The organism is Endoryza foliicola (assembly GCF_050589245.1).
Lineage (GTDB): Bacteria > Bacteroidota > Bacteroidia > Chitinophagales > Chitinophagaceae > Endoryza > Endoryza foliicola.
Genome location: NZ_JBOBEW010000002.1, coordinates 502,854 through 524,017, shown reverse-complemented (window position 1 = coordinate 524,017; position 21,164 = coordinate 502,854). Strand labels below are relative to the sequence as shown.

Genomic DNA, 21,164 nt, shown 5'->3' with positions numbered 1-21,164 from the left:
TACAATATCTGATAATCAGAATTTTCAGGCCTGAGAATCAGCATTTTTGGGTCTTTTCCCCTATTTTTGCCGTCCTTTTAACTCAATTTTAAGAACCAAACACATTATGGAGAATTTGCTTTACTTGGTACCGGCAATGGCAGTAATTGGTTTGTTATACACTTTTGTAAAATTCAACTGGGTATCCAAACAAGACGCCGGAAACGACCGAATGAAAGAAATCAGTACGTACATCGCTGAAGGAGCCATGGCGTTCCTGAAGGCTGAATGGAAAATCCTGAGCTATTTCGTTGTAATTGTTGCGATTTTGCTTGCGGTAATGGCTAAATCTAATCCACATAGCGATTGGACCATTGCATTGTCATTTGTATTGGGCGCCGTATTCAGTGCAACCGCGGGTTACATTGGAATGAAGGTTGCCACCAAGGCAAACGTACGCACAGCGAATGCTGCTCGTACCAGTTTGTCGAAAGCCCTGAACGTTTCCTTCACGGGAGGTGCAGTAATGGGATTAGGCGTTGCCGGTCTCGCTGTATTAGGTTTAGGTGGTCTCTATCTAATCTTAAAATCTTACTTCGGTGCCACTGCGGTTGATTCCGAAGAAATGTTGAAAACAATTGAAGTACTTACCGGATTCTCTTTGGGAGCGGAAAGCATCGCTTTGTTTGCTCGTGTGGGCGGTGGTATCTATACTAAAGCTGCTGACGTAGGTGCAGACCTCGTTGGTAAAGTAGAAGCAGGTATTCCTGAAGACGATCCTCGCAACCCGGCTACTATCGCAGATAACGTTGGTGATAACGTTGGTGACGTTGCCGGTATGGGTGCCGATTTGTTCGGTTCTTATGTTGCTACCGTTCTCGCAACAATGGTTCTTGGACAGGAAACAAAATCTACCGACAATTTCGGTGGCTTTGCTCCTATTCTTTTACCAATGTTGATCGCCGGTGTGGGTATCCTCTTCTCAATCATAGGTACTTTCTTCGTTCGTATTAGCGACAACGCAGGTATCAGCACAGATAACGTTCAAAAGGCTTTGAACATGGGTAACTGGGGTTCAATTGTGTTAACTGCAATTGCCTCTGTTGGTCTTGTTTATTATATTCTTCCTGAAACTATGGTATTGCGTGGTACTGAATTCACCAAATGGGGTGTACTCGGTGCAATTGCCGTAGGTTTAGTTGTTGGTACTTTAATGAGTATCATCACAGAATATTATACTGCAATGGGTAAACGCCCAGTAATGTCAATTATCCGTCAGTCCTCAACCGGTCACGCTACAAACGTTATCGGTGGTTTGGCGATTGGTATGGAATCTACCTTCCTTCCAATTCTTGTATTGGCTGGTGGTATATGGGGTTCATACGCTTGCGCAGGTCTTTACGGTGTAGCAATTGCTGCAGCCGGAATGATGGCAACTACTGCCATGCAATTAGCAATTGATGCATTCGGTCCTATCGCAGATAATGCCGGTGGTATCGCTGAGATGAGTGAATTGCCAGCAGATGTTCGTGAAAAAACAGACGTATTAGATGCTGTAGGAAATACTACTGCTGCCACAGGTAAAGGATTTGCAATTGCTTCTGCAGCTCTAACTGCCTTAGCATTGTTTGCAGCTTTCGTAGGTGTAGCTGGTATCCAAGGGATCGATATTTATAAAGCGGATGTATTGGCTTCTTTGTTTGTTGGAGCTATGATTCCATTTATCTTCTCTTCATTGGCAATTCGCGCCGTAGGTGAAGCAGCCATGAGCATGGTTGAAGAAGTACGTCGCCAATTCAAGTCTATTCCTGGAATCATGGAAGGTACCGGAAAGCCAGAATACGATAAATGCGTAGCTATCTCTACTCAGGCTTCTATCAGAAAAATGATGTTGCCAGGTGCTATTGCTATCATTTCTCCATTGATCGTTGGTTTCATTGTAGGCCCTGAAGCTCTTGGTGGTTTCTTAGCCGGTGCAACCGTAAGTGGAGTATTGATGGGTATGTTCCAAAACAATGCCGGTGGTGCTTGGGATAATGCTAAGAAAAGCTTTGAAAAAGGTGTTGAAATCAACGGACAGATCTACTACAAAAAATCTGATCCACACAAAGCTTCTGTAACAGGTGATACTGTGGGTGATCCATTCAAAGATACTTCTGGTCCATCAATGAACATCTTGATTAAATTGATGTCAATTGTATCATTAGTTGTAGCGCCTACATTGAAAGATATTCACGGAACTTCGGCTTCTACTCACGTTGAAAAGAAAGTAGAAATTACTTATTCAAATACATCAGCCGATGCAGGTTCTGAAAAGCAAACAGTTAATGTAAACATTGAAGGGGATGGTGTTGAAAACGCTACTAACCAATTCATTGAAACATTAAAAAAGGATTTGAACAATCCTACCTCATTGGATGTAAAATGGGAAAACAATGTTTTGACCATCAATGGCCAAACACAATCTGAGGACGTAGTTAAAAAGTATGCTGCGTTTTTAAGCTCAGGTAAAACCCTTAAATTTAAGATCGAGAATAAATAATTCAGGTGTTTCTGAGAAAAGAAGCACTAATCATACCAAATACCATAAGCCCCGATGTTTCTACATTGGGGCTTTTCTTTTGCCACAATTTTAGTTTTCTTAACAATTCATTACGAAATTTGTCGTAATTTAGAGATCAAAGCAACGAAACATGTCAACAAAAACGTTGAAACCCACAGAAAGTGAATTAGAAATACTCCAAGTGTTATGGGAGCGTAAATCGGCTAGTGTGAGAGAAGTTCATGAGGAATTATCAAAAACAAAAGAATCAGGCTATACAACTACCTTGAAACTGATGCAGATCATGTTTGAGAAGGGATTGGTAAAGCGCGATGAAAGCGCTAAAACGCACTATTATCAGCCTTGGGTAAGTAAAGAAAAGACCCAGAAGCATATGGTAGGCAAAATGATTGATACCCTTTTTGGAGGGTCTACTACTGAATTAGTGCTTCAGGCCTTGGGGAATCACAAAGCCAGCGAAGATGAACTGGAAGCCATTCAAAAAATGATTGAAGAACTCAAATCTGCCGGGAAATAATGACAAGCCTTCTCTCCTTCTTACAAGGATTGGGTCAACTACTGCTTCACAGCTTTTGGCTGATGGGGCTCTGTTGGCTGTTGGCATTGCTTAGTATAAATGTTTTGAAAAACCAGTCAGCAAGGATCAAGCAAAAAGTTCTTACGGTTCTTTTAATAATTGCGGTATCAACACTTGGGCTATTAGGCTTCTTCCTGTTTTCCAACAATCAAACGAAGGTTCTCACGATCTTCACCTGGCAAATTCAAAACGAATTCCTCATCGGTGATACCATTTCAAAATGGATACAATATACATCGATCATTTTCTCAGGATTGTACCTTCTAGGTATGGTTCGTAAAGTTTTTATTTTTACTTCCCAACTTCAAACACTGCGCTCTTTTTCCAATTTTTCTTCAAATAAGGTTCCTATCCATCTCAAACTTTATGCTGAAGAACAGCGTTTCTTGCTAGGAATAAGACGTCGTATTAGCATTATTATTAAAGAAAATATTTCTACTGCCTGCACTATTGGTTTTTGGAAACCAGTTATCCTATTACCCGCCGCAGCACTTTCTCAATTAACAACAATCCAGCTTGAAGCTATTATTCTTCACGAACTTTCTCATATAAAAAAGCTCGACTTTATTATAAATTGGGCATTGGTAGTGTTAGAGCAATTGTTTTTCTTCAATCCTTTTGTTCAAAAAATAAGTCGTCTAATAAAAGAGTATAGAGAACAATCAAGCGACGAATTGGTGCTTCAGTTCAAATACAGTCCATTATCCTATGCCGAAGCATTACTAATACTAGCTAAATACGAGCAGGCTGGCCATCCTTTAATGGTTTCTGCAACTGACGGAATGCTAAAAAGAAGAATCGAAAAAATGCTCTATGCCAGAGCGCCTAAAGTACAGTTTCCATTGATGCAACTATGCTGGATAGCATCAATAGCATTGGTATTAACAGTATCAATCAAGAATTTGCCGACAAGAGTACAAACAGATTTAACTCAAAATAACGGTGACTATACCGTTGGATTTCAACCGGTAAACATTCTTCCTGTATCCTATAGTATCAGCAAAACTTCCAATTCAAAGAAACCCGATTCAAAGCTTCCAGTCATGGTAGCTAAGCCGACAGAAGATGTAGTACTAGAAGATGTAGCCATTGAAAATACCCCCATACAACTGTCTTATATTGCCAATACGGAACCAGAGCGAGCCTATTCACTTGCAAATACCGACTATTTGATTGAAGGTGCGCCAGGTATTGGAAATGAGAAGAAAGAGCCCTACCTGCCAAAGAATAGTTTCGACTTTAAACTCTCATCAGATAATATCGTTCTCTCAACAGAGATCGATGCTTTCAAAGAAAATTTGATCAATGAAATGATTTCTGAAATCAATCAATTGAAATCAATAGAATTAATTGAAAGAGAATCAGGATCAGATCTTACGACTGAAAAAGAACGCAGTTCAAGCTCTTTCAAAAGTAAAATTGAAGATTTCAACAAGCGCTACCCCAATCAATTGAGCAAAGCTTTAACGGTAGATATGTTATCGAAGCAATTGCTTGCGCTTAAATATAAGACCAAAGCAATGGAGTTGAAAAACAAGAAAGAAAATCTCTTTGCTGAATACAAATACATAATTGAACTCAGTTCAGACAGTACAGGTAAAAAAACGGTGGTATTCTAGTTTACCACACGTTCTTGGGACACCAGTCTCCATATTTATTTCCCAGTGTGAAACCGATCAGCAATTCATGGGTTCCCTTACTCACCGTATTTAATTTAGAAGTAGTATAATCGTAAGAATAGCCTAAGCTAAGAGTATTCGAAATATTGATGCCCATCATTCCGGCAAACCCTTCACCGTTTCTATAGCTGGCTCCTACCCACATTACATCTTGGTATTGTAGCTTTAAGTTCACATCAACCTGTGTTGGTAAAGGACTAATGTACTTTACCATTAGGGAAGGGATAAGGTTTAAGTCATCATTTATCAATAAACGATAGCCTGCTGTTGCGAATAGATGCGGAACAAATTTTCCGTCGGTTGTTTTAACTTGATAATCAGAAAACGCGATTTTAGACGGAATAATTTGTTGAGCTGATAGTCCTACAAAATAGTCGGCTGAATACAAATACAGTCCGGCCATAAAATCAGGTTTGATTTTATTAATGATTCCGTTGTTATAAACGGCCGGATCTACAGGAACATAAATGAAATCGAGTTTACTTGTATTCAAACTATTATTGGTAATTCCTGCTCCAAAACCGGCAGCCAAACTGGTTCTGGCAGATATTCCTAGGTGATAAGAATAGGTAGCATAGGCAGCAAACCTACTTAGAGGTCCTGTACGATCATTGATGATTTGCATCCCTACTCCGTGATGCGGCTCTGCTGCCGTATATTGTTCCCAATATGCTTTTCCTCTTGGATTTTCACCCGGAACTCGCATAGACGTGGCAGACGTTCGAAAGTCACTCTTGCCAATTGGCGTGTGAATGGTAAAATAAGTTGTAATAGGCGCGTCTTGCAGTCCTACCCACTGATGTCGGTGGCTCAGTTTGATATCAGTATAGTTTTCAATTCCACTTAAAGCGGGATTGAGAATGTATTGATTCATTACATATTGGGTGTAATGTGGCTTCTGTTGAGCTTTCAACATCAACACCAAACAACTCGACACTAAAAATAAAACACACTTTTTCATGAAAAAACAGTTAATGGTACGCACGTATTACCTTGCTGCTTTCATTGAATATTGGAATGCGATTATCGAATGATTGTTATAGAACCATTCAATTGAGATCGACCATTCTTTGGATTTATAATATAATAATAGGTACCAATAGGCAATGGGCTTCCGTTGTAATTGCCATCCCAAGCTTTGCCATAGCCGATAGAATAGTATACACGTTGACCATATCTATTGAATACTTCTACTGTTGCTCCCGGATACGATTCCAAATGTTCAATTACCCATGTATCATTAATACCATCTCCATTTGGTGAAAAGGCATTTGGTATTTTAGGTGCACGCAATACTTTTATAAACACATTATCAGACTTCACACATCCATCGCTTGTTCTCACTGTGAATGTGTAAGTAATATCTTCTGTAGGCGTGCATTTAGGAGTTGCGATGGTTGTATTGTCAAGGTAAGTTGCAGGAGTCCAAGCATAGCTCAAACCGCTGCCGGTACCCTTTCCTTGAATAGTGATAAAGCCTCCCTCTAAAACAGTTCTATCTGGTCCGGCATCGGCAGTTGGTGTAGGTGAAACTACCACTGTTTGAGAATCAATTGCTTTACACCCGTTTGAAGCCTCAAACAAATAATAGATCATATGTGATCCGGGTTTTGCGGCCACAGGACTAAACAAACCGGCTGCATTAATACCATCACCGGAATAAGTGCTCACACCGGCTAAACCATAAATATCTCTAGCATAGGTAAAATTATAGGGAGCAATTTCCTCACAAACTAAAGGAATGACATCAAATTGAATTTTTGGGCTGGCTTTTAGAGTAATGGTCTTAAAGCTTTCATTGATACAATTGATACCGGAGTACACTACATATCTTATTTGAACATTTTTGGTTAACGGTGTTCCAAACTCTGGGTAGGTATGCGCGTATATTTTACCTGGAGACGGTACTTCGTCTACTGTTTTTATAGTTGGATTGTTCGCATAATCCCAATACACTTCCACCTTCACTATTGAACCAAAATCAACTCCCGAAGCATCTTTGATGCTGATCTCCTTATTAGAACAAAGATCGGTAGTGTTCAAATTAAAACCTGACTGTGGAATTGCACCATTTACAGTAAATGATTTCGTTAATGAATCGATACATCCGTCCTTTGAAGTTACTTTCAAGCTAATATTATAAATGCCCGATTGAACATACCGGTGTTGAGGATTTTTCAAAGTAGAGGTATTCGGGTTACCAGCATTGGCGAGTGGATCATTGAAATTCCACAAATATTTGAATTGATTTTGAGAATTATCGGTAATTGAAGAACTATCCGTAAACAATGCAAAAGGATCGCTCAAACACACTTCCGGAGTTCCAAATGCGGGCTTAGGAAGTGGATTCACTTGAACTTGTTGTGAAAGAACCGTACTCTTGCAGCCTTTAGAATTGATAACCTGCAAGGTAACATTGTAAGTTCCCGATGTATCATACTTATGGACAGGCTGATTAACAGTAGCGTTACTGTTGTCACCAAAGTTCCAGGTCCAACTACCCAATGTGCCTACGCTTGCAATAGATTTGTCTTGGAACAACACATCATTTTTCTCACAAATTGGAGCAATAGCAAGAAAAGCTGCCGTAGGCAAAGGATTTACTACGGTTTGCTTCCAAACGGTATCCGAAAAACAACCCTTATCTGTTTTAATGTACAGCGTATCAGTAAAAGTGCCCGGTGTTTGATAGATATGAACGGGGTTTTGTGTTGATCCGACTCCACCGTCACCAAAACTCCAGTACCAATTTGAAATACTATTGCCAAGCCCGTCACTTAAGTCTGTAAATCTTGTAGTATCACCCAAACACACTTCTGTACTCACATCAAATTTTGCCTTTGCTTGAGCATAAATTGCCGATAAAGTTCTTGATGAGTCATCAATACAGCCATTGTTCGAGGTAACAGTCAATTTTATCTGATAAGGTCCGGTGCCATTGAAAACATGATATGGGTTCTTACTGGTAGCGCTCGAGTTGTCGCCAAAATCCCAAGCGTAGGCAAAGTTAGCCTGAGTGCCATCGGCAATGGTCGACTTATCGGTAAACTGAGCCCCGGCCGGCAAACAAACCACCGCCGGAATATCGAAAGATGCGAGAGGCTTCGAATTCACTTTAAAAGTAACAGGAGTAACATAGCTTTTGCAACCGGTGTTTGACTGAACTTCCAAACTTGCCGTGTAGGTTCCGGCAGCTGCATATGTATGTTGCACAGGATCTCCATTGGCAGCCATTAAACTAGAGTTGTCGCCAAAATTCCAATTCCATTGACTAATAGTACCTCCGGGGAAACTAGATGCATTGGTAAAAGTGATGGAAGACTGCTCACACTTAATATTATCCAAAGAAAATGCAGCAATAGGTGGATCAACAATTGGAATAGCTGTAATAGTTGTATCCGACAAACAGCCTACATCTGTGATCGTCGAAAAACGCACAGTCTTGGTTCCGGCAGAACTGTATTTGTGTTTTGGATTTTTCAAATTACTCAAAGTATTATCTCCAAAATCCCAAGAATACTTGATGATCGCCCTCTCTTGGCCATCGGTTGCATCAAAGAAAGAGACACTATCTGTAGCGCAACCATTGTGCTGGAATGTAAAACTGGCAACGGGCGGATTGAAGATCTGTAAATTATAGGCTATTTGCTGTAATCCGGCACATCCGTCGGGCGTAGGGTTATTTGCTATAATTTGAATGGGATAGGTTCCGGCCAATGGAATGGTATAAGATTGGTTTATTTTATACCGATAAAGAATTTTGTCATCCACCACCCAGGTTGAATCATAAGTAGGGCTGGTTATTAAAGTATCGCGTATTCCAAAGCTGTTTAATTGGGTACCGAATTTCCATTGCAAGGTTGTAGGCTGGTATGGCAACACCATGGAAAACTTAAAAGGGGAATTTTTGCACCCTGCAGGGAAATTTACCGTAGCATAGTCGTTAGATATATTAATGAATTGGTACAAATCCTTCACGTTCGTACCCGCATTGTATCCGTACGACTCTACATTCCCCATACCATAAGCCAAACAAATAAAACCACTATCTGCATTAATTCGATGCGACGGATTAATGCTAGTTGAGCCGGTTACATTTTCGTGTAAATAAGAGTATTGTGTATTAGGAATTGGAATAAAAGTTCCGGTAGGAGCAGCACCATCAATTTTCAAACTACCCGTTGAAATGGTTTTCATGATGATGGTGAAAAAATGTTTGGTGATATTAGTTGCCGGAGGCGATAGGTCACTCCGAGCTGAAACCACCGTAACATCATTGATGGTTTGTTCAATTGGATTTAGAATTACCATCTCTGGGTCACCGGGATATCGAATAGTACCACCCGAGTTTCTACTATCACAGGTCTGAGATATCATATACTGAACCACCATTACAGGTTTATCAGTTGTTATTGAATTCGGGGTGGAACTAGTAAACTCATAGTAAGAACCATTTCTCAAACTAGAAAGCGGTAAAAAACTACCATTCAAATTGACCTCGGTGGTAGGATCGTCAACAATAATTCTGAAAATATCATACTCCCGATCAGCAAATGGAGCAGTAATATACTTTTTGCCAAGCGCCGATTTTGGCATCAATTGTTGAAACAAATTGTCTCCTCCTGAAGCATTGAAACAATTCATGGAAGTCCAAGCACTTCCTGAAAATACCGCGATAGGTTTGCAGGGTGTGGCGGCGGTTGCAACTGATCGAACATTTGTACCGGTCACATCGGCAGTATAAACGGTTCTGAACTGGTACACATCACCTTGATTTAAAGTGACCGTATAGGGAACTCCGGCCGGCCTTGTGCCATTCACATCGGTTGCAGTTGGTGTAATTTCAACCACCGTATTATTTTCAACTGCTACTATACAAAACTGACTCCCCGCATTGTTACTATTTGTCGCATTCGAAGTAGAATTGGTTGAACTGGGGTAAGATGCTGCTAAATATTCACGGCCGAGCGTGCCTGTAGGTAAAATCAAACTCGAACCGGAACGAGCCGCATTTAAAATGTGTGCGTATACTACCACCGGTTGATCGGAAACAATATGAATACCTTTACCGGTAGCAATTCCCTCTTGTTGAAAATTGATCACCGGATAGGCGTTTGCTGCAATTCGAACCACGGTAGCTTGGTTCGCGGTAACAGTGAAAGGAATTAAACCACTTGGAAGCGTTATGGTACCACTTGCATTAACCGTGGAAGAAATATAAAGCGCCATACGAGACGAAGTACCGTCAATATGCCCCGGATAACAGAGCCAAAAATCGGTGCCCCGATTTGAAAAGTCCTGAGCTTTTCCGAAAAAGCTAAGTCCCAGCAAGCCAATAAACAGTAATAGTTTTCTCATCCTAAGTTTTGATCGATCCAGTTGTTTACAAGATACTAATTCGCTTGATAAGGTAAAAGGGACGAACGTATATAAGTTTCAATTATTTGTGATGTTCCAACCAAGTTTTCGCTGCCCTTCCTTCGCAAAACAACAAATCTAAAATCGACGCATGTGGCTGAAAACCGATCCTGTCTTCAAATACTTGATAATAGGGTTGAATTTCAATGCTTTCCACCGACTTTGGGGTGATTGTATTCCTTAAATCTAGATACGGATGAAATTCTTGAACCGTTTGGTTGGGTGCCAACAGTTCAAATTCCGTAAATAGACCCAATTTCTGACTCACCCACTGCATGCAACTCAGGTTCCAATCCACCAGAAAATCAACCTTCCTGGAATAAAGGCTCCAAAGCTCGTCTTTATAAAATTCGAACCATGGCGATCTATTATAACAAGCGGTGAGAGTTCGCCAATGTTGCAATTGCCATTTATAGTCGTTTGCAATACGAATGTCTTTTATCAACGAACGCTGATCCCTTCCGTTCACTATAGGAACCGTCAACCATTGAAAACCGGCCGCTCCCAATACCCTGCAACGGTTGGTAAAACTCATTTTTTGGTGGCGCTCATATATATCAAAAACAACATTTATTTCCTTATACGAAATTTTATAGTAAGTAACCGTTGGAAAATATTGTAAATCAATAATTAAAGTCATAAATAAATCAATAAATCTCTTTTTGTTTAACTTACCTCAAAACATCGAGACTTACAGCCTCAAATTCGTCTCAAATAACAGCAATTAAATAATCATCAACACTTATAAATATATGAATATCACTGTAAAATATGAGTAAAACAATACTAAATAAATTAGATCACAGAATGAGGTGGTTTAGATACACCTAAATTACAATTTTCTAAGAACATTAGCATAGCTTTTGCGAATTCAATCTTTGATTTTTTGGCATTTCTTGCTTATTGGGATAGATTGCATACATGAAAAAAGGAACGCAAATTTGGGCCTCTATCCTACTCTTCATTGCGGTTTCGGGATGCCATCCCAAAGACTTTCAAGTTGGAAGCGTGGAGGAATTTCAGGTTTCAAAATTGAATTTAAAGGAAGCGACAATTAAGGTTAAAGTGAAATGCTTTAATCCAAATGGTTATAAGGCAAAATTGATCAATTTCAAATCCGATGTTTTTGTAGGGGAGCAATTAGCTGGGCAGGCATTTTCAGATACCTCGATTTTTCTTCCGGCAAAAGACAGTTTTCTGCTGCCAGTGACTATGACGGTAAAAATGGGTACCTCTTTTAATGCACTTAAAAACTGGGCGATTTCTCCTTCAGCTGCAGTTCCAATTCGATTTAAAGGGGAAGCGCTGTTAAAAAAGGGCCTGTTTTCGTTTAAGAAACATTTCGATCAAAAGAATGGAGAATAAGAAGTACTTATTGAACTTCCTTAAATTGAAAAAGGGCTGCCTTATCAAGACAGCCCTTTTCTATTGAACTAGTTAGTTAGGCTTTGGGAGCAGGAGGAATAGCTTTTTTACAATTCTTAGGCAATCTGGCAACCGATTCAGGATTTGCCTTTACATCATCAGCATCGTATCCCATATTTGCAATAGCTGTTTTGATGTATTCAATATTGGTTCTATCAGTTGCAAATGTGATTTTTACCTGTTGCCTTTTAAAGTCGGCCGTTACTTTTAAAACCCCATCAATTCTTTTCAACTCGCCCTCAACCCTCAATTTACAAGGTTCGCAGTCAATCGTTGGCGACTCGCATCCCATCGTTGGGGTGCTAATAACAGCGTTTACTACTCCCTTTTTGCCTTGAGCATTGGCTACCAATACCAATGAAAAGAGGCACAAAATCAAAACACTTATTTTTTTCATAGTTGCTATTTTACCTGTATACGTTAACCCGCACCGAAGGGTTAGGTTGTAACCCCTTTCCAATTTGCAGGGTCGTTCCTCCATTCCAAAATTACTTCTTGTTGCTCTGCCGATACGATTCCCTTTTCAATAGCCAACTCAATTAGCACGGGAAAATTAGTAAGCGACTTGTAGGGCAACTGATATTTTTCGAAAGCAGCTTTCGCAACAGGAAAGTCGTAAGTAAAAATAGAAACCATCCCAATAACATCCAATCCCGCCTCTTTCAACACGTCTACCACTTGCAAACTACTTTTTCCAGTTGATACGAGGTCTTCGATCACCAAAACCTTTTGCCCTTTTTCGTAGAAACCCTCAATTTGGTTACCTAATCCATGTTCTTTTGGCTTTGGACGAACATAGATATACGGGAGTTTTAATTGGTCGGCTGCCATGGCTCCCCAAGCAATACCTGCGGTGGCAACTCCTGCCAACAATTCAGCTTCGGGGAAACTTTCGAAAATCACATTGCACATTTCAGACTTTATGAAATCTCGGCTGAAAGGAAATGATAATACTTTGCGATTATCACAATAAATAGGGCTTTTCCAGCCGCTAGCCCAAGTAAATGGTTGTGTTGGATTCAACTTAATCGCATTAATTTGCAGTAGCTTCTCAGCAACAACTTTTTCGTTTGTCATGGAGCAAAATTACCAACAAACTGTCATTGATACGCGATGATTTCGTTTGTGTTTAAAACTTGAGAATATGTTTTACCGCCTTTTTTTTGAAAGAACGCAGTTGATTTTGACCGATAAAACGGAAGTGATCAATGATTTAACTCGCAATAACAGCAATAACTCCTTGTATTACAACCCGAGTGAATTGATCATTTCTCAAATACTGAATACTATTGATCCAACCGAAGAGCGCGCGGTTGTATTAGCAGCTAATAAATTAGAAGATCTAAAAGCAGCCCTGTGGAAACGATTTGAAATTATCAAGGCCGGTGGAGGACTTGTATTCAATGAAGATGGAAAAGTATTGATGATGTTTCGACGTGGCAAGTGGGATCTTCCGAAGGGTAAGTTGGATGAGGGTGAATCAATCGAGGAATGTGCAGTACGAGAGATAGAAGAAGAAACCGGATTAAAAGAATTGGTGAGAGAGAAATTTATTACCACAACCTATCATCACTATAGCTTTAAAGGAAAAGAAATTCTGAAGGAATCGTATTGGTACGAAGTACGTACTAACTTTAAAGGTTCACTAGTACCTCAATTGGAAGAAGACATTACAGAAGTAAAATGGGTGGCTATTACTGAACTTGACAACTATTTGGAAAATACGTACGCGTCCATTCGTGAAGTTTTCGCAGCTGCCGGCTTGATCCATTAAGATCCCGGCTTCTTCAAAATGGCAACGGTGAGTCGGCTCACACAAACAAGTTTTTCCCTTTCATCATGAATTTTTATATCCCAAACATGGGTGCTGGCTCCTAAGTGCAAAGGGGTGGCTGTCGCTATAACCAAACCCGACCGCACCCCACGAATATGGTTGGCATTGATTTCGAGTCCAACACAAATTTGGCGTTCTTGGTCTACTACAAGTACCGATGCAACACTACCCAATGTTTCTGCTAACACGCAAGAGGCTCCTCCATGTAGCAGCCCATATGGTTGTTTCGTTCTGGCATCAACGGGCATAGAGGCTTTTATATAGTTTGGGCCCACATCGATAAACTTGATATCAAGTACCTCTGCAATGGTACCTGCGCCGAGCTTATTCAATTCTTCAACGCTAATATGTGGATTTTGCCAGATCATTTTCTGAAAGAATGGGACACCACTTCAGGCAGAAAGGGAGATGCATCCCCTCCGTTCTTGATAATGTCTCGAACAATAGTAGACGCTACCGAAGTATACTTGGGTTCACCCGTTAGAAAGATCGTTTCAATATTGCGGTCGAGTGTACGGTTCGCATCGGCAATTGTTTTCTCGTATTCAAAATCGCTCACGTATCGAATGCCACGCAAAATAAACCTCGCCCCTATTTTTTTACAGAAGTCTATCGTAAGTCCTTCATACACCCCACCACTTACTTTGGGTTCATTTTTGTAGATATCTTCAATCCATTGCAAACGTTGTTCGGGAGAGAACATGGGGGTTTTAGCTGAATTTAATCCAATACCAACGATGATCTTGTCGAATAGAGGAAGAGCTCTATTAATAATGTCGGTGTGACCTAAGGTTACCGGATCAAAAGTTCCGGGGAACAAACAGATGCGTTCCATAAGCGTTTAGTTTGAGTCTCTGCCGGCTAATAAATAGAGAACTGCCATTCGCACGGCAACTCCATTTTCAACCTGCTGAAGGATGATCGATTGACCGCTATCTGCCACATCACTGTCTAGCTCCACCCCTCTGTTAATGGGCCCCGGATGCATGATGGTGATGTCCTTTCCCAAGCTTTCTAGCAAAGAGCGGCTGATTCCGTATACTTGGTTGTATTCTCTAAGGGAAGAGAACAAAACTTGATTTTGACGTTCCAATTGAATTCTTAGCACATTCGCTACATCGGCCCATTCCAATGCTTTTTTCACATTGTATTCCACTTTTACTCCAAAAGCCTCGGCTGTATATTTGGGGATGAGTGTGGGTGGCCCGGCAAGCATTACTTCAGCACCCATTTTCTTGAGTAAGTACATGTTACTCATGGCAACTCTACTATGCATGATATCACCAATAATGGCTACTCTCAATCCTTCTAATGTGCCAAACTTCTCGCGCATACTGAGCGCATCAAGCAGACCTTGGGTTGGGTGTTCATTGATTCCATCGCCCGCGTTTACAATGGCAGCTGGAATGTGTTTGGACAAGAAATGGGGGGCTCCGGTGGCGCTGTGTCGCATTACCACCATATCTACTTTCATCGACAAAATATTATTCACCGTATCCAACAAGGTCTCTCCCTTTTTTACTGAGGAATTACTAGCAGTAAAACTGATGGTATCTGCGCTCAGCCGCTTTTCTGCGAGTTCAAATGAAATACGGGTTCTTGTAGAATTCTCGAAAAACAAATTGACGATGGTAACATCGCGGAGAGAGGGAACTTTTTTAACGGGTCTTTGGAGGACTTCCTTGAATTGAGTTGCCGTATCAAGAATGATTTGAATGTCCTCCTTTGTGAGGTCTCTGATCCCTAAGAGATGTTTAGTAGACAGCTTCATCTTAGGGGGCGAAGATAAAGGATATTCACCTATTGAGCCAAATGATTTTTGAACATTCCATTCAGATTTTTATGCATCACATAGTGAAGATTCTCAAGGCTCTAGAATAAATTTTACACAAAAAGAATGGCTCCAAATTGGAGCCATTGAACTATTTTTTGAAAATCAGATTCTCGATTATTCAATTAGAACCACTTGTTGTACACCATCTCTTTGTTTCCAATACACTTTCACTTTTTGCGAAATGATGGAGTCGATTGTTTTACCAACATAGTCTGCTTGAATAGGCAATTGGCGGCTGAATCTGCGGTCAATTAAAGTACATAATTCAACAGAAGCCGGGCGTCCAAAATCGAGCAAAGCGTCTAATGCCGCTCGAATGGTTCTACCGGTATGCAACACGTCGTCAACCAATACAACTCGTTTGTTTTCGATACTGAAAGGAATATCAGTTTTATTGGCAATATGGAGCTCCTTGCGAATATCATCACGATAAAAAGTGATGTCTAATTTTCCGTAATTGAACTTCACGGTTGGCAACAATTCTTCTAGGGCGTTAACAATGGCATCACTTACAAATACACCTCTAGGTTGCAAGCCAATGATCGCCAAGTCGGCAAGATCATTCGTATTTTCTACAATTTGGTGACTCAAGCGCTTTAAGGTAATCGCCAATTGTGATTCGTTGAGAATAATTTTTTCGTCCATACATCTAGTTGATCACTTTCTAAATTCATGTCACTATCCAAGCCCTTAATTATGGTAAAGAGGCTACAATAGCAATTACAATAATGAGCGTAATCACCACGCTAATTCCATAACCGATCCAGGCCCATTTTACACGATTTTTCTTGTCGGCATCGTCGTTAATTACATAGGCTAGTAATACTCCTATGAGGCCGAGAAAAAAACCCAAAATGAAGCCAATACCGTGAAATCCTACTTCAGGTCCTCCTGTCTTTTTTGCGAAAAACTTGGCATACTTCTTTTTGTTTATCGTACCATCTTCTGCAATTGACTTGCGCATTTTCTTTTGCGACAACTTGAACGAAAGTCTTTCACTAAAATTCATTTTACGCCCAGTCAACGCTTCAAGTTCTGATTCACTGATCCTCGACAATTCCGCAAGAGATATATTCTTTCCTGTTTTACCTACTGGAATCATAATTTGATGCGCATTTACCGATGGAAGCACCGGAGTTGAAGCGGACAATCCAAGTGTCATCAAAAATAATACGCAGTAAAAAATCAACTTTTTCATAAATAGCATTTCAGTTTTAGTAAGATACCATTTAAATCTCATTCAAAAAAGGATATCGATAGTCTGTAGGTGGAGTAAATGTTTCCTTAATTGTCCTCGGACTTAACCAGCGATACAAGTTCAAAATAGAGCCGGCTTTGTCGTTGGTACCACTCGCTCTGGCTCCTCCAAAAGGCTGCTGTCCTACCACTGCTCCGGTTGGTTTGTCATTAATATAAAAATTACCGGCAGCATTTCTAAGCTTTTCAGTTGCCAATACAATTGCCGCACGATCGGTTGAAATAATTGATCCGGTAAGGGCGTATGGTGATGTAGCATCTACCAATTCAAGCGTTTGTTCGAATGACTGTTCTGGATATATATAAATGGTTAGAACCGGTCCAAAAATTTCCTCGCACATCGTTACATAATGTGGGTCGGTTGTTTCAATTACAGTTGGCTGAACAAAGTATCCTGTTTTTTTATCACACTTACCTCCCACTACAATTTTCGCCTTTTTATCTTTTGCGGCTTTATCGATATAGGATTTGATCTTGTCGAAACTCTTCTCATCAATAACCGCATTAATAAAATTGGTGAAATTTTCAACAGTTCCCATTTTAAATGACTTCACTCCTGCTACCAATTTCTTTTTAACGGCATCCGCTAAATTGGAAGGGATGTAAGCGCGTGAAGCCGCAGAACATTTCTGGCCTTGGAACTCAAAAGCTCCTCTCAAAAGAGCGGTGGCAACTACATCGGGGTCGGCACTGGGATGTACCATTACAAAATCTTTACCGCCGGTTTCTCCAACAATACGTGGGTAAGAGCGATATTGACCCATATTTTTCCCAATAACTTCCCACATCTTATTGAAAACACCTGTTGAACCGGTAAAATGTACCCCTGCAAAATCTCTATGTTTAAAACAAACATCACCCAAAACAGGGCCTTCTACATAAACCAAATTGATAACACCGTCGGGTAATCCTGCTTCTTTCATGATGCGCATAAACATTTGCGCAGAATATACCTGTGTATTTGCCGGCTTCCAAACCACAACATTACCACACATGGCCGCAGAGGTTGGAAGATTGCCACCAATTGCTGTGAAGTTAAATGGAGTTACAGCCAGCACAAATCCTTCCAGGGGTCTAAATTCTAAACGATTGTGCATGCCCGGTCCGCTAATAGGCTGTTGTTTGTATATTTCACTCAAGTAGTGAACATTGAATTTCAAAAAATCAATGATTTCGCAAGCACTGTCTATTTCAGCTTGATAAGCATTTTTACTTTGACCCAACATCGTTGTACCGTTCATATACGGACGATATTTGGTAGCAATTAAATCAGCTGCTTTTAGGAAAATCCCCGCACGATCTTCCCAAGGCATCGCAGCCCAGGAAGCTTTTGCCTTCAATGCAGCATCAATCGCTTTTTCAACGTGAGCGGCGTCACCCATATGAAAGTATCCTAGAATATGCTTGGTTTCATGAGGAGGACGCATGGCTATTTTCTTACCTGTTCTCACTTCTTCAGCACCGATGTACATTGGAACATCGATTTTTTGTTTTTTTAATTCGGCAAGAACTGATTTCAATCTCTTTTTTTCGGGTGATCCCGGTGCATAACTCAACACCGGTTCATTTACCGGTAAGGGATAACTAAAGGTTCCTAAACTCATAACAAGCGATTTATTGAATTAAAATATTATTTAGACTCGTTTTCTTCCTTTGCACTCATTAAGTAAGCTTTGATAAAGCCATCCAATTCACCGTCCATTACCGGGCCTACATTCCCCACTTCATAATCAGTTCGATGATCTTTGATCATTTTATAAGGATGGAAAACGTAGGATCGGATTTGTGATCCCCATTCAATCTTTTTCTTACTGGCATTGGCAGCATTCTTTGCTTCTTCTCTCCTTCTTAATTCTTCTTCATACAAACGACTTTTCAGCATCTGCATGGCCTTTTCGCGGTTACCCAATTGGGTTCTCTCTGTTTGGCATACAACCACAATACCTGTTGGCAAGTGGGTCAACATTACCTTTGTTTCTACTTTATTCACGTTCTGACCACCGGCACCTCCACTTCTGGCAGTTTCCATTTTTACTTCACTGTCTTTCACCTCAATATTGATCGTGTCATCCACCAACGGGTATACGAAAACTGAAGCAAAGGAGGTATGCCTGCGGGCGTTGCTATCGAAGGGAGATATACGTACCAATCGATGCACACCGCTCTCAGCTTTCAGAAAGCCATACGCAAATGGACCATCGAACTGTAAGGTACAAGTTTTAATACCGGCACCATCGCCCCAAACCCAATCGAGTTCTGTTACCTTCCAGCCCTGCTTTTCCCCATACATTCTGTACATACGGGCCAGCATTTCCGACCAGTCTTGGCTTTCCGTACCACCGGCACCGCTATTGATCTGTAATACTGCCGGAAGTTCGTCTTCGGGTTGGTTTAATGTGCTTTTAAATTCGGCTTCCTCTATTTTTTCTAAGGCTTTTTTATAGGCGTCGCTGGTTTCTTCTTCGCTAGCATCACCCGATTTCCAAAAATCAAATAATACGGCAAAGTCCTCTACAGATGTTTCTGTAGAGCGAAACAATTCAACCCAAAACTCATTCAACTTGATGTTTTTTAGAATTTCGGTGGCGCGCTTGTTATCGTCCCAGAATCCGGGACTTAGAGAGAGTTGTTTGTCTTCTGCAATTTTAAAGAGTCGGTTATCGACGTCAAAGAAACCTCCTCAGGACCACCACACGGTCCCTCATATCCTGTAATTTTTCAGCTGTCATGCTGCAAAGATAACAGGTTTCAAGATTAAGGAAGGTTTTTCGGAGCAAATTTCACCCAAGAACTATCGGCTCTTTTAATATATTGGGCACTGTCTTTTACCCAAACATCCATAACCTTGAGGTTGTAATTGAAATATAATTTTTGATTCATAAGGGTAAATGCAACAGCTTCGGTGGGTGCTTTATACCCTCTCGACATGCCAAAGGCACAATAGCCGCCATACTGAGGTAGGAATTTCAAAGGCTCTTTCTCAAACATTTGACGGTGTTGATCAGAACTGAAGAGCCACTGTACGCCTTGATATTGATATGAGAATTCGGCCACTCCTTTTACCGGCTTGTGCTCAGTAAAAAAAGCGACCACATCATAGCCATCCAGTGCCAGACCATTTTTTTGAAAAATGGAAGGTTCTTGACTTTTGGCAATATATCCGACCAATAGTAAGCATGCTAGGGCAAAAATATTTTTCATTTTTTTCCCAAACTTACACATCGCTTGTTCTACTTTTTGTCAGTTAGCAGACACTGAATTCTAAACATTTGTGAAGCTTTTTTGTAATATTGTCACACATGGTACAAGCATACAATTTTATAGGAAGTTGGCAATTATTTCCCGAACGAGGAACCTATGACTTTGGGGAACGACCAAAAAGTGGAATCTACAAGATTCAATCGAATGGTGAAGAAAAGCAATTGTATATCGAGCATAATTGGGTGACGCTTGAAAATCAAGCTTTTAATTCGTCTTATACAGTACAGGCGGGCAGTGGTCTTCAGCCAATGGAACATCAAGAAATAGCAGAGGCATCAGAGCTTGATTTTCCGGATGGGATTACACTCATCATAAAACTTTACAAGGGTAGTGAATTGTGGCTTGAATTGCTCCATGAACTTCAACCCAATGGTTACTTGAAACTAACTCAAAAAGGCAGAAATGAATCCGGCGACGCGTATACGAATGTTGAGATTTTTCATAAGCAATTGAGTGTACTTCCTTACTCAGCCTCCGTATCGGGTGCTGTAATTAAACATACAGAAGAGGGCGTTATCAGGCACAAAGCACTTACTGCAATGGAAGAACAAACCAATATGCAGTTAGAGCAAATTAGGAAGCAAATTGAATTGCTCGCCATTCAAGCGCAAGAAATTCAAAAACGAAAGGAGCTTTCTATGATTATCTATGGCGCCCAACTTAATTTCCAGCCTGTGATTGGTCAGATATATTATTTATATGAGAGAAAAGACGGCTCACATCTCTTATCGATGGTTAGTCCGAAAGAATGGGGAAGATCTGCTCCGTTTAAAAAGGCCGTTGCATCGGTAAAACTATTGGCTGACCATACATGGACGGAAGTCTTATAAGAATTAGTTTAATATATATTTCCTGTGCCTTTTATATTTCGAAAGGGGTAACTTTGCGTCATATTAAATTTTTTACTATGAGACGTTTACGTTACAAAATTCTTACGCTCACTCTTGCAGGAGCCAGTTTCTTAAATCCTGTTTTCAGTGCCTCTATCGCCAGCACTCCTGCTTCAGTTGACAGTTCTAGTTTGCCAAACGAAGAAGTTGTAAAAAATGCCTTAAAAGAGTTTGAAAGCTTGTCGAACAAAGAACGCAAGAATAGAATTAAAGATGTAAAGAAAACCATGAAAGAATACCGTGCCGATAAAAAGGCCGGAAAAGCATCTGACACCGACACGCTGTTACTTGCTATTCTCGCTATCTTACTCCCACCGTTGGCTGTATATTTGAAAGAAAACGCAATTACTTCCAAGTTTTGGATCAGCCTATTACTTTGTTTTCTGTTTTGGATTCCGGCTGTAATTTTTGCCTTGCTTGTAGTATTTGATGCTATTTAATTTTCAA

General features: G+C 40.4%; 20 protein-coding genes. 7 read left to right on the top strand and 13 right to left on the bottom strand.

The features are described from left to right. Positions 1–106: 106 nt before the first annotated feature. The 3 genes from ACQ2HE_RS06435 (at position 107) to ACQ2HE_RS06425 (ending at position 4,738) form a co-directional block, all read left to right on the top strand. Complete coding sequence (locus ACQ2HE_RS06435) at positions 107–2,521, top strand: sodium-translocating pyrophosphatase (protein WP_430897262.1); 2,415 nt, start codon at positions 107–109, stop codon at positions 2,519–2,521. A gap of 151 nt (positions 2,522–2,672) precedes the next feature. Then, positions 2,673–3,059 carry a BlaI/MecI/CopY family transcriptional regulator gene (locus ACQ2HE_RS06430; protein ID WP_430897264.1) on the top strand — a complete coding sequence of 129 codons (387 nt, stop codon included), beginning with the start codon at positions 2,673–2,675 and terminating at the stop codon, positions 3,057–3,059. Continuing rightward, complete coding sequence (locus tag ACQ2HE_RS06425) at positions 3,059–4,738, top strand: M56 family metallopeptidase (RefSeq protein ID WP_430897266.1); 1,680 nt, start codon at positions 3,059–3,061, stop codon at positions 4,736–4,738. The genes ACQ2HE_RS06430 and ACQ2HE_RS06425 overlap by 1 nt, the downstream gene beginning before the upstream one ends. Before the next feature lies 1 nt (position 4,739). Here ACQ2HE_RS06425 and ACQ2HE_RS06420 read toward each other — a convergent pair whose 3' ends face one another. From ACQ2HE_RS06420 to ACQ2HE_RS06410, 3 genes are all read right to left on the bottom strand, one after another. After that, complete coding sequence (locus ACQ2HE_RS06420; protein WP_430897268.1) at positions 4,740–5,759, bottom strand: PorP/SprF family type IX secretion system membrane protein; 1,020 nt, start codon at positions 5,757–5,759, stop codon at positions 4,740–4,742. A gap of 62 nt (positions 5,760–5,821) precedes the next feature. Beyond that, on the bottom strand, positions 5,822–10,156 hold the full coding sequence (locus tag ACQ2HE_RS06415; RefSeq protein WP_430897270.1) for a PKD domain-containing protein: 4,335 nt from the start codon (positions 10,154–10,156) through the stop codon (positions 5,822–5,824). Between the two features lie 82 nt (positions 10,157–10,238). Continuing rightward, the gene (locus ACQ2HE_RS06410; RefSeq protein ID WP_430897272.1) at positions 10,239–10,856 is read right to left on the bottom strand and encodes a WbqC family protein; all 618 of its coding nucleotides are present in this window, start codon (positions 10,854–10,856) and stop codon (positions 10,239–10,241) included. Positions 10,857–11,137: 281 nt separating this feature from the next. On the opposite strand from ACQ2HE_RS06410, the gene ACQ2HE_RS06405 reads away from it, so the two are divergent. Then, a complete protein-coding gene (locus tag ACQ2HE_RS06405) occupies positions 11,138–11,581 on the top strand; it encodes a hypothetical protein (protein WP_430897274.1) in 444 nt (147 codons plus the stop codon). A 76-nt stretch (positions 11,582–11,657) separates the two neighbouring features. Here the strand turns inward: ACQ2HE_RS06405 and ACQ2HE_RS06400 are convergent, their stop codons facing one another. Beyond that, positions 11,658–12,038, bottom strand: coding sequence for a heavy-metal-associated domain-containing protein (locus tag ACQ2HE_RS06400; RefSeq protein ID WP_430897276.1), 381 nt, complete (start codon positions 12,036–12,038; stop codon positions 11,658–11,660). 41 nt (positions 12,039–12,079) lie between these two features. After that, complete coding sequence (gene pyrE, locus ACQ2HE_RS06395; RefSeq protein ID WP_430897278.1) at positions 12,080–12,718, bottom strand: orotate phosphoribosyltransferase; 639 nt, start codon at positions 12,716–12,718, stop codon at positions 12,080–12,082. Between the two features lie 67 nt (positions 12,719–12,785). Between pyrE and ACQ2HE_RS06390 the strand changes: the two genes are divergently transcribed. Beyond that, positions 12,786–13,415 (top strand): NUDIX hydrolase, encoded by a 630-nt coding sequence (locus tag ACQ2HE_RS06390; protein ID WP_430897280.1) that lies wholly within the window; start codon positions 12,786–12,788, stop codon positions 13,413–13,415. Here ACQ2HE_RS06390 and ACQ2HE_RS06385 read toward each other — a convergent pair. The 8 genes from ACQ2HE_RS06385 to ACQ2HE_RS06350 form a co-directional block, all read right to left on the bottom strand. Continuing rightward, positions 13,412–13,843, bottom strand: coding sequence for a hotdog fold thioesterase (locus ACQ2HE_RS06385; RefSeq protein ID WP_430897282.1), 432 nt, complete (start codon positions 13,841–13,843; stop codon positions 13,412–13,414). The two genes, ACQ2HE_RS06390 and ACQ2HE_RS06385, sit on opposite strands and share 4 nt — an antisense overlap. Continuing rightward, positions 13,840–14,310 (bottom strand): pantetheine-phosphate adenylyltransferase, encoded by a 471-nt coding sequence (gene coaD / locus ACQ2HE_RS06380; protein ID WP_430897284.1) that lies wholly within the window; start codon positions 14,308–14,310, stop codon positions 13,840–13,842. The genes ACQ2HE_RS06385 and coaD overlap by 4 nt, the downstream gene beginning before the upstream one ends. 6 nt (positions 14,311–14,316) lie before the next feature. Continuing rightward, positions 14,317–15,246 (bottom strand): aspartate carbamoyltransferase catalytic subunit, encoded by a 930-nt coding sequence (locus tag ACQ2HE_RS06375; RefSeq protein WP_430897286.1) that lies wholly within the window; start codon positions 15,244–15,246, stop codon positions 14,317–14,319. A gap of 177 nt (positions 15,247–15,423) precedes the next feature. Then, positions 15,424–15,954: a bifunctional pyr operon transcriptional regulator/uracil phosphoribosyltransferase PyrR gene (gene pyrR / locus ACQ2HE_RS06370; protein WP_430897288.1), complete on the bottom strand. Its 531-nt coding sequence runs from the start codon at positions 15,952–15,954 to the stop codon at positions 15,424–15,426. A 49-nt stretch (positions 15,955–16,003) separates the two neighbouring features. Continuing rightward, a complete protein-coding gene (locus ACQ2HE_RS06365; RefSeq protein WP_430897290.1) occupies positions 16,004–16,507 on the bottom strand; it encodes a hypothetical protein in 504 nt (167 codons plus the stop codon). A 31-nt stretch (positions 16,508–16,538) separates the two neighbouring features. Continuing rightward, positions 16,539–18,170, bottom strand: coding sequence for an L-glutamate gamma-semialdehyde dehydrogenase (gene pruA, locus ACQ2HE_RS06360; protein WP_430897292.1), 1,632 nt, complete (start codon positions 18,168–18,170; stop codon positions 16,539–16,541). Between the two features lie 26 nt (positions 18,171–18,196). Next, a protein-coding gene (prfB, locus tag ACQ2HE_RS06355; protein ID WP_430897294.1) for a peptide chain release factor 2 occupies positions 18,197–19,295 on the bottom strand; the annotation gives its coding sequence in 2 pieces (ribosomal slippage) (positions 18,197–19,246 and positions 19,248–19,295; 1,098 coding nt in all). A 25-nt stretch (positions 19,296–19,320) separates the two neighbouring features. Further along, positions 19,321–19,767, bottom strand: coding sequence for a YHS domain-containing (seleno)protein (locus ACQ2HE_RS06350; RefSeq protein ID WP_430897296.1), 447 nt, complete (start codon positions 19,765–19,767; stop codon positions 19,321–19,323). Between the two features lie 98 nt (positions 19,768–19,865). Between ACQ2HE_RS06350 and ACQ2HE_RS06345 the strand changes: the two genes are divergently transcribed. Continuing rightward, on the top strand, positions 19,866–20,657 hold the full coding sequence (locus ACQ2HE_RS06345; RefSeq protein ID WP_430897298.1) for a DUF2452 domain-containing protein: 792 nt from the start codon (positions 19,866–19,868) through the stop codon (positions 20,655–20,657). Between the two features lie 77 nt (positions 20,658–20,734). Continuing rightward, positions 20,735–21,157 (top strand): YqaE/Pmp3 family membrane protein, encoded by a 423-nt coding sequence (locus ACQ2HE_RS06340; protein ID WP_430897300.1) that lies wholly within the window; start codon positions 20,735–20,737, stop codon positions 21,155–21,157. Positions 21,158–21,164: the final 7 nt, after the last annotated feature.

Excerpts from the sequence above, each read along its gene's own strand:
- ACQ2HE_RS06435 (WP_430897262.1), top strand. The coding sequence starts at position 107 with ATGGAGAATTTGCTTTACTTGGTACCGGCAATGGCAGTAATTGGTTTG.
- ACQ2HE_RS06430 (WP_430897264.1), top strand. The coding sequence starts at position 2,673 with ATGTCAACAAAAACGTTGAAACCCACAGAAAGTGAATTAGAAATACTC.
- ACQ2HE_RS06425 (WP_430897266.1), top strand. The coding sequence starts at position 3,059 with ATGACAAGCCTTCTCTCCTTCTTACAAGGATTGGGTCAACTACTGCTT.
- ACQ2HE_RS06420 (WP_430897268.1), bottom strand. The coding sequence starts at position 5,759 with ATGAAAAAGTGTGTTTTATTTTTAGTGTCGAGTTGTTTGGTGTTGATG.
- ACQ2HE_RS06415 (WP_430897270.1), bottom strand. The coding sequence starts at position 10,156 with ATGAGAAAACTATTACTGTTTATTGGCTTGCTGGGACTTAGCTTTTTC.
- ACQ2HE_RS06410 (WP_430897272.1), bottom strand. The coding sequence starts at position 10,856 with ATGACTTTAATTATTGATTTACAATATTTTCCAACGGTTACTTACTAT.
- ACQ2HE_RS06405 (WP_430897274.1), top strand. The coding sequence starts at position 11,138 with ATGAAAAAAGGAACGCAAATTTGGGCCTCTATCCTACTCTTCATTGCG.
- ACQ2HE_RS06400 (WP_430897276.1), bottom strand. The coding sequence starts at position 12,038 with ATGAAAAAAATAAGTGTTTTGATTTTGTGCCTCTTTTCATTGGTATTG.
- pyrE (WP_430897278.1), bottom strand. The coding sequence starts at position 12,718 with ATGACAAACGAAAAAGTTGTTGCTGAGAAGCTACTGCAAATTAATGCG.
- ACQ2HE_RS06390 (WP_430897280.1), top strand. The coding sequence starts at position 12,786 with ATGTTTTACCGCCTTTTTTTTGAAAGAACGCAGTTGATTTTGACCGAT.
- ACQ2HE_RS06385 (WP_430897282.1), bottom strand. The coding sequence starts at position 13,843 with ATGATCTGGCAAAATCCACATATTAGCGTTGAAGAATTGAATAAGCTC.
- coaD (WP_430897284.1), bottom strand. The coding sequence starts at position 14,310 with ATGGAACGCATCTGTTTGTTCCCCGGAACTTTTGATCCGGTAACCTTA.
- ACQ2HE_RS06375 (WP_430897286.1), bottom strand. The coding sequence starts at position 15,246 with ATGAAGCTGTCTACTAAACATCTCTTAGGGATCAGAGACCTCACAAAG.
- pyrR (WP_430897288.1), bottom strand. The coding sequence starts at position 15,954 with ATGGACGAAAAAATTATTCTCAACGAATCACAATTGGCGATTACCTTA.
- ACQ2HE_RS06365 (WP_430897290.1), bottom strand. The coding sequence starts at position 16,507 with ATGAAAAAGTTGATTTTTTACTGCGTATTATTTTTGATGACACTTGGA.
- pruA (WP_430897292.1), bottom strand. The coding sequence starts at position 18,170 with ATGAGTTTAGGAACCTTTAGTTATCCCTTACCGGTAAATGAACCGGTG.
- ACQ2HE_RS06350 (WP_430897296.1), bottom strand. The coding sequence starts at position 19,767 with ATGAAAAATATTTTTGCCCTAGCATGCTTACTATTGGTCGGATATATT.
- ACQ2HE_RS06345 (WP_430897298.1), top strand. The coding sequence starts at position 19,866 with ATGGTACAAGCATACAATTTTATAGGAAGTTGGCAATTATTTCCCGAA.
- ACQ2HE_RS06340 (WP_430897300.1), top strand. The coding sequence starts at position 20,735 with ATGAGACGTTTACGTTACAAAATTCTTACGCTCACTCTTGCAGGAGCC.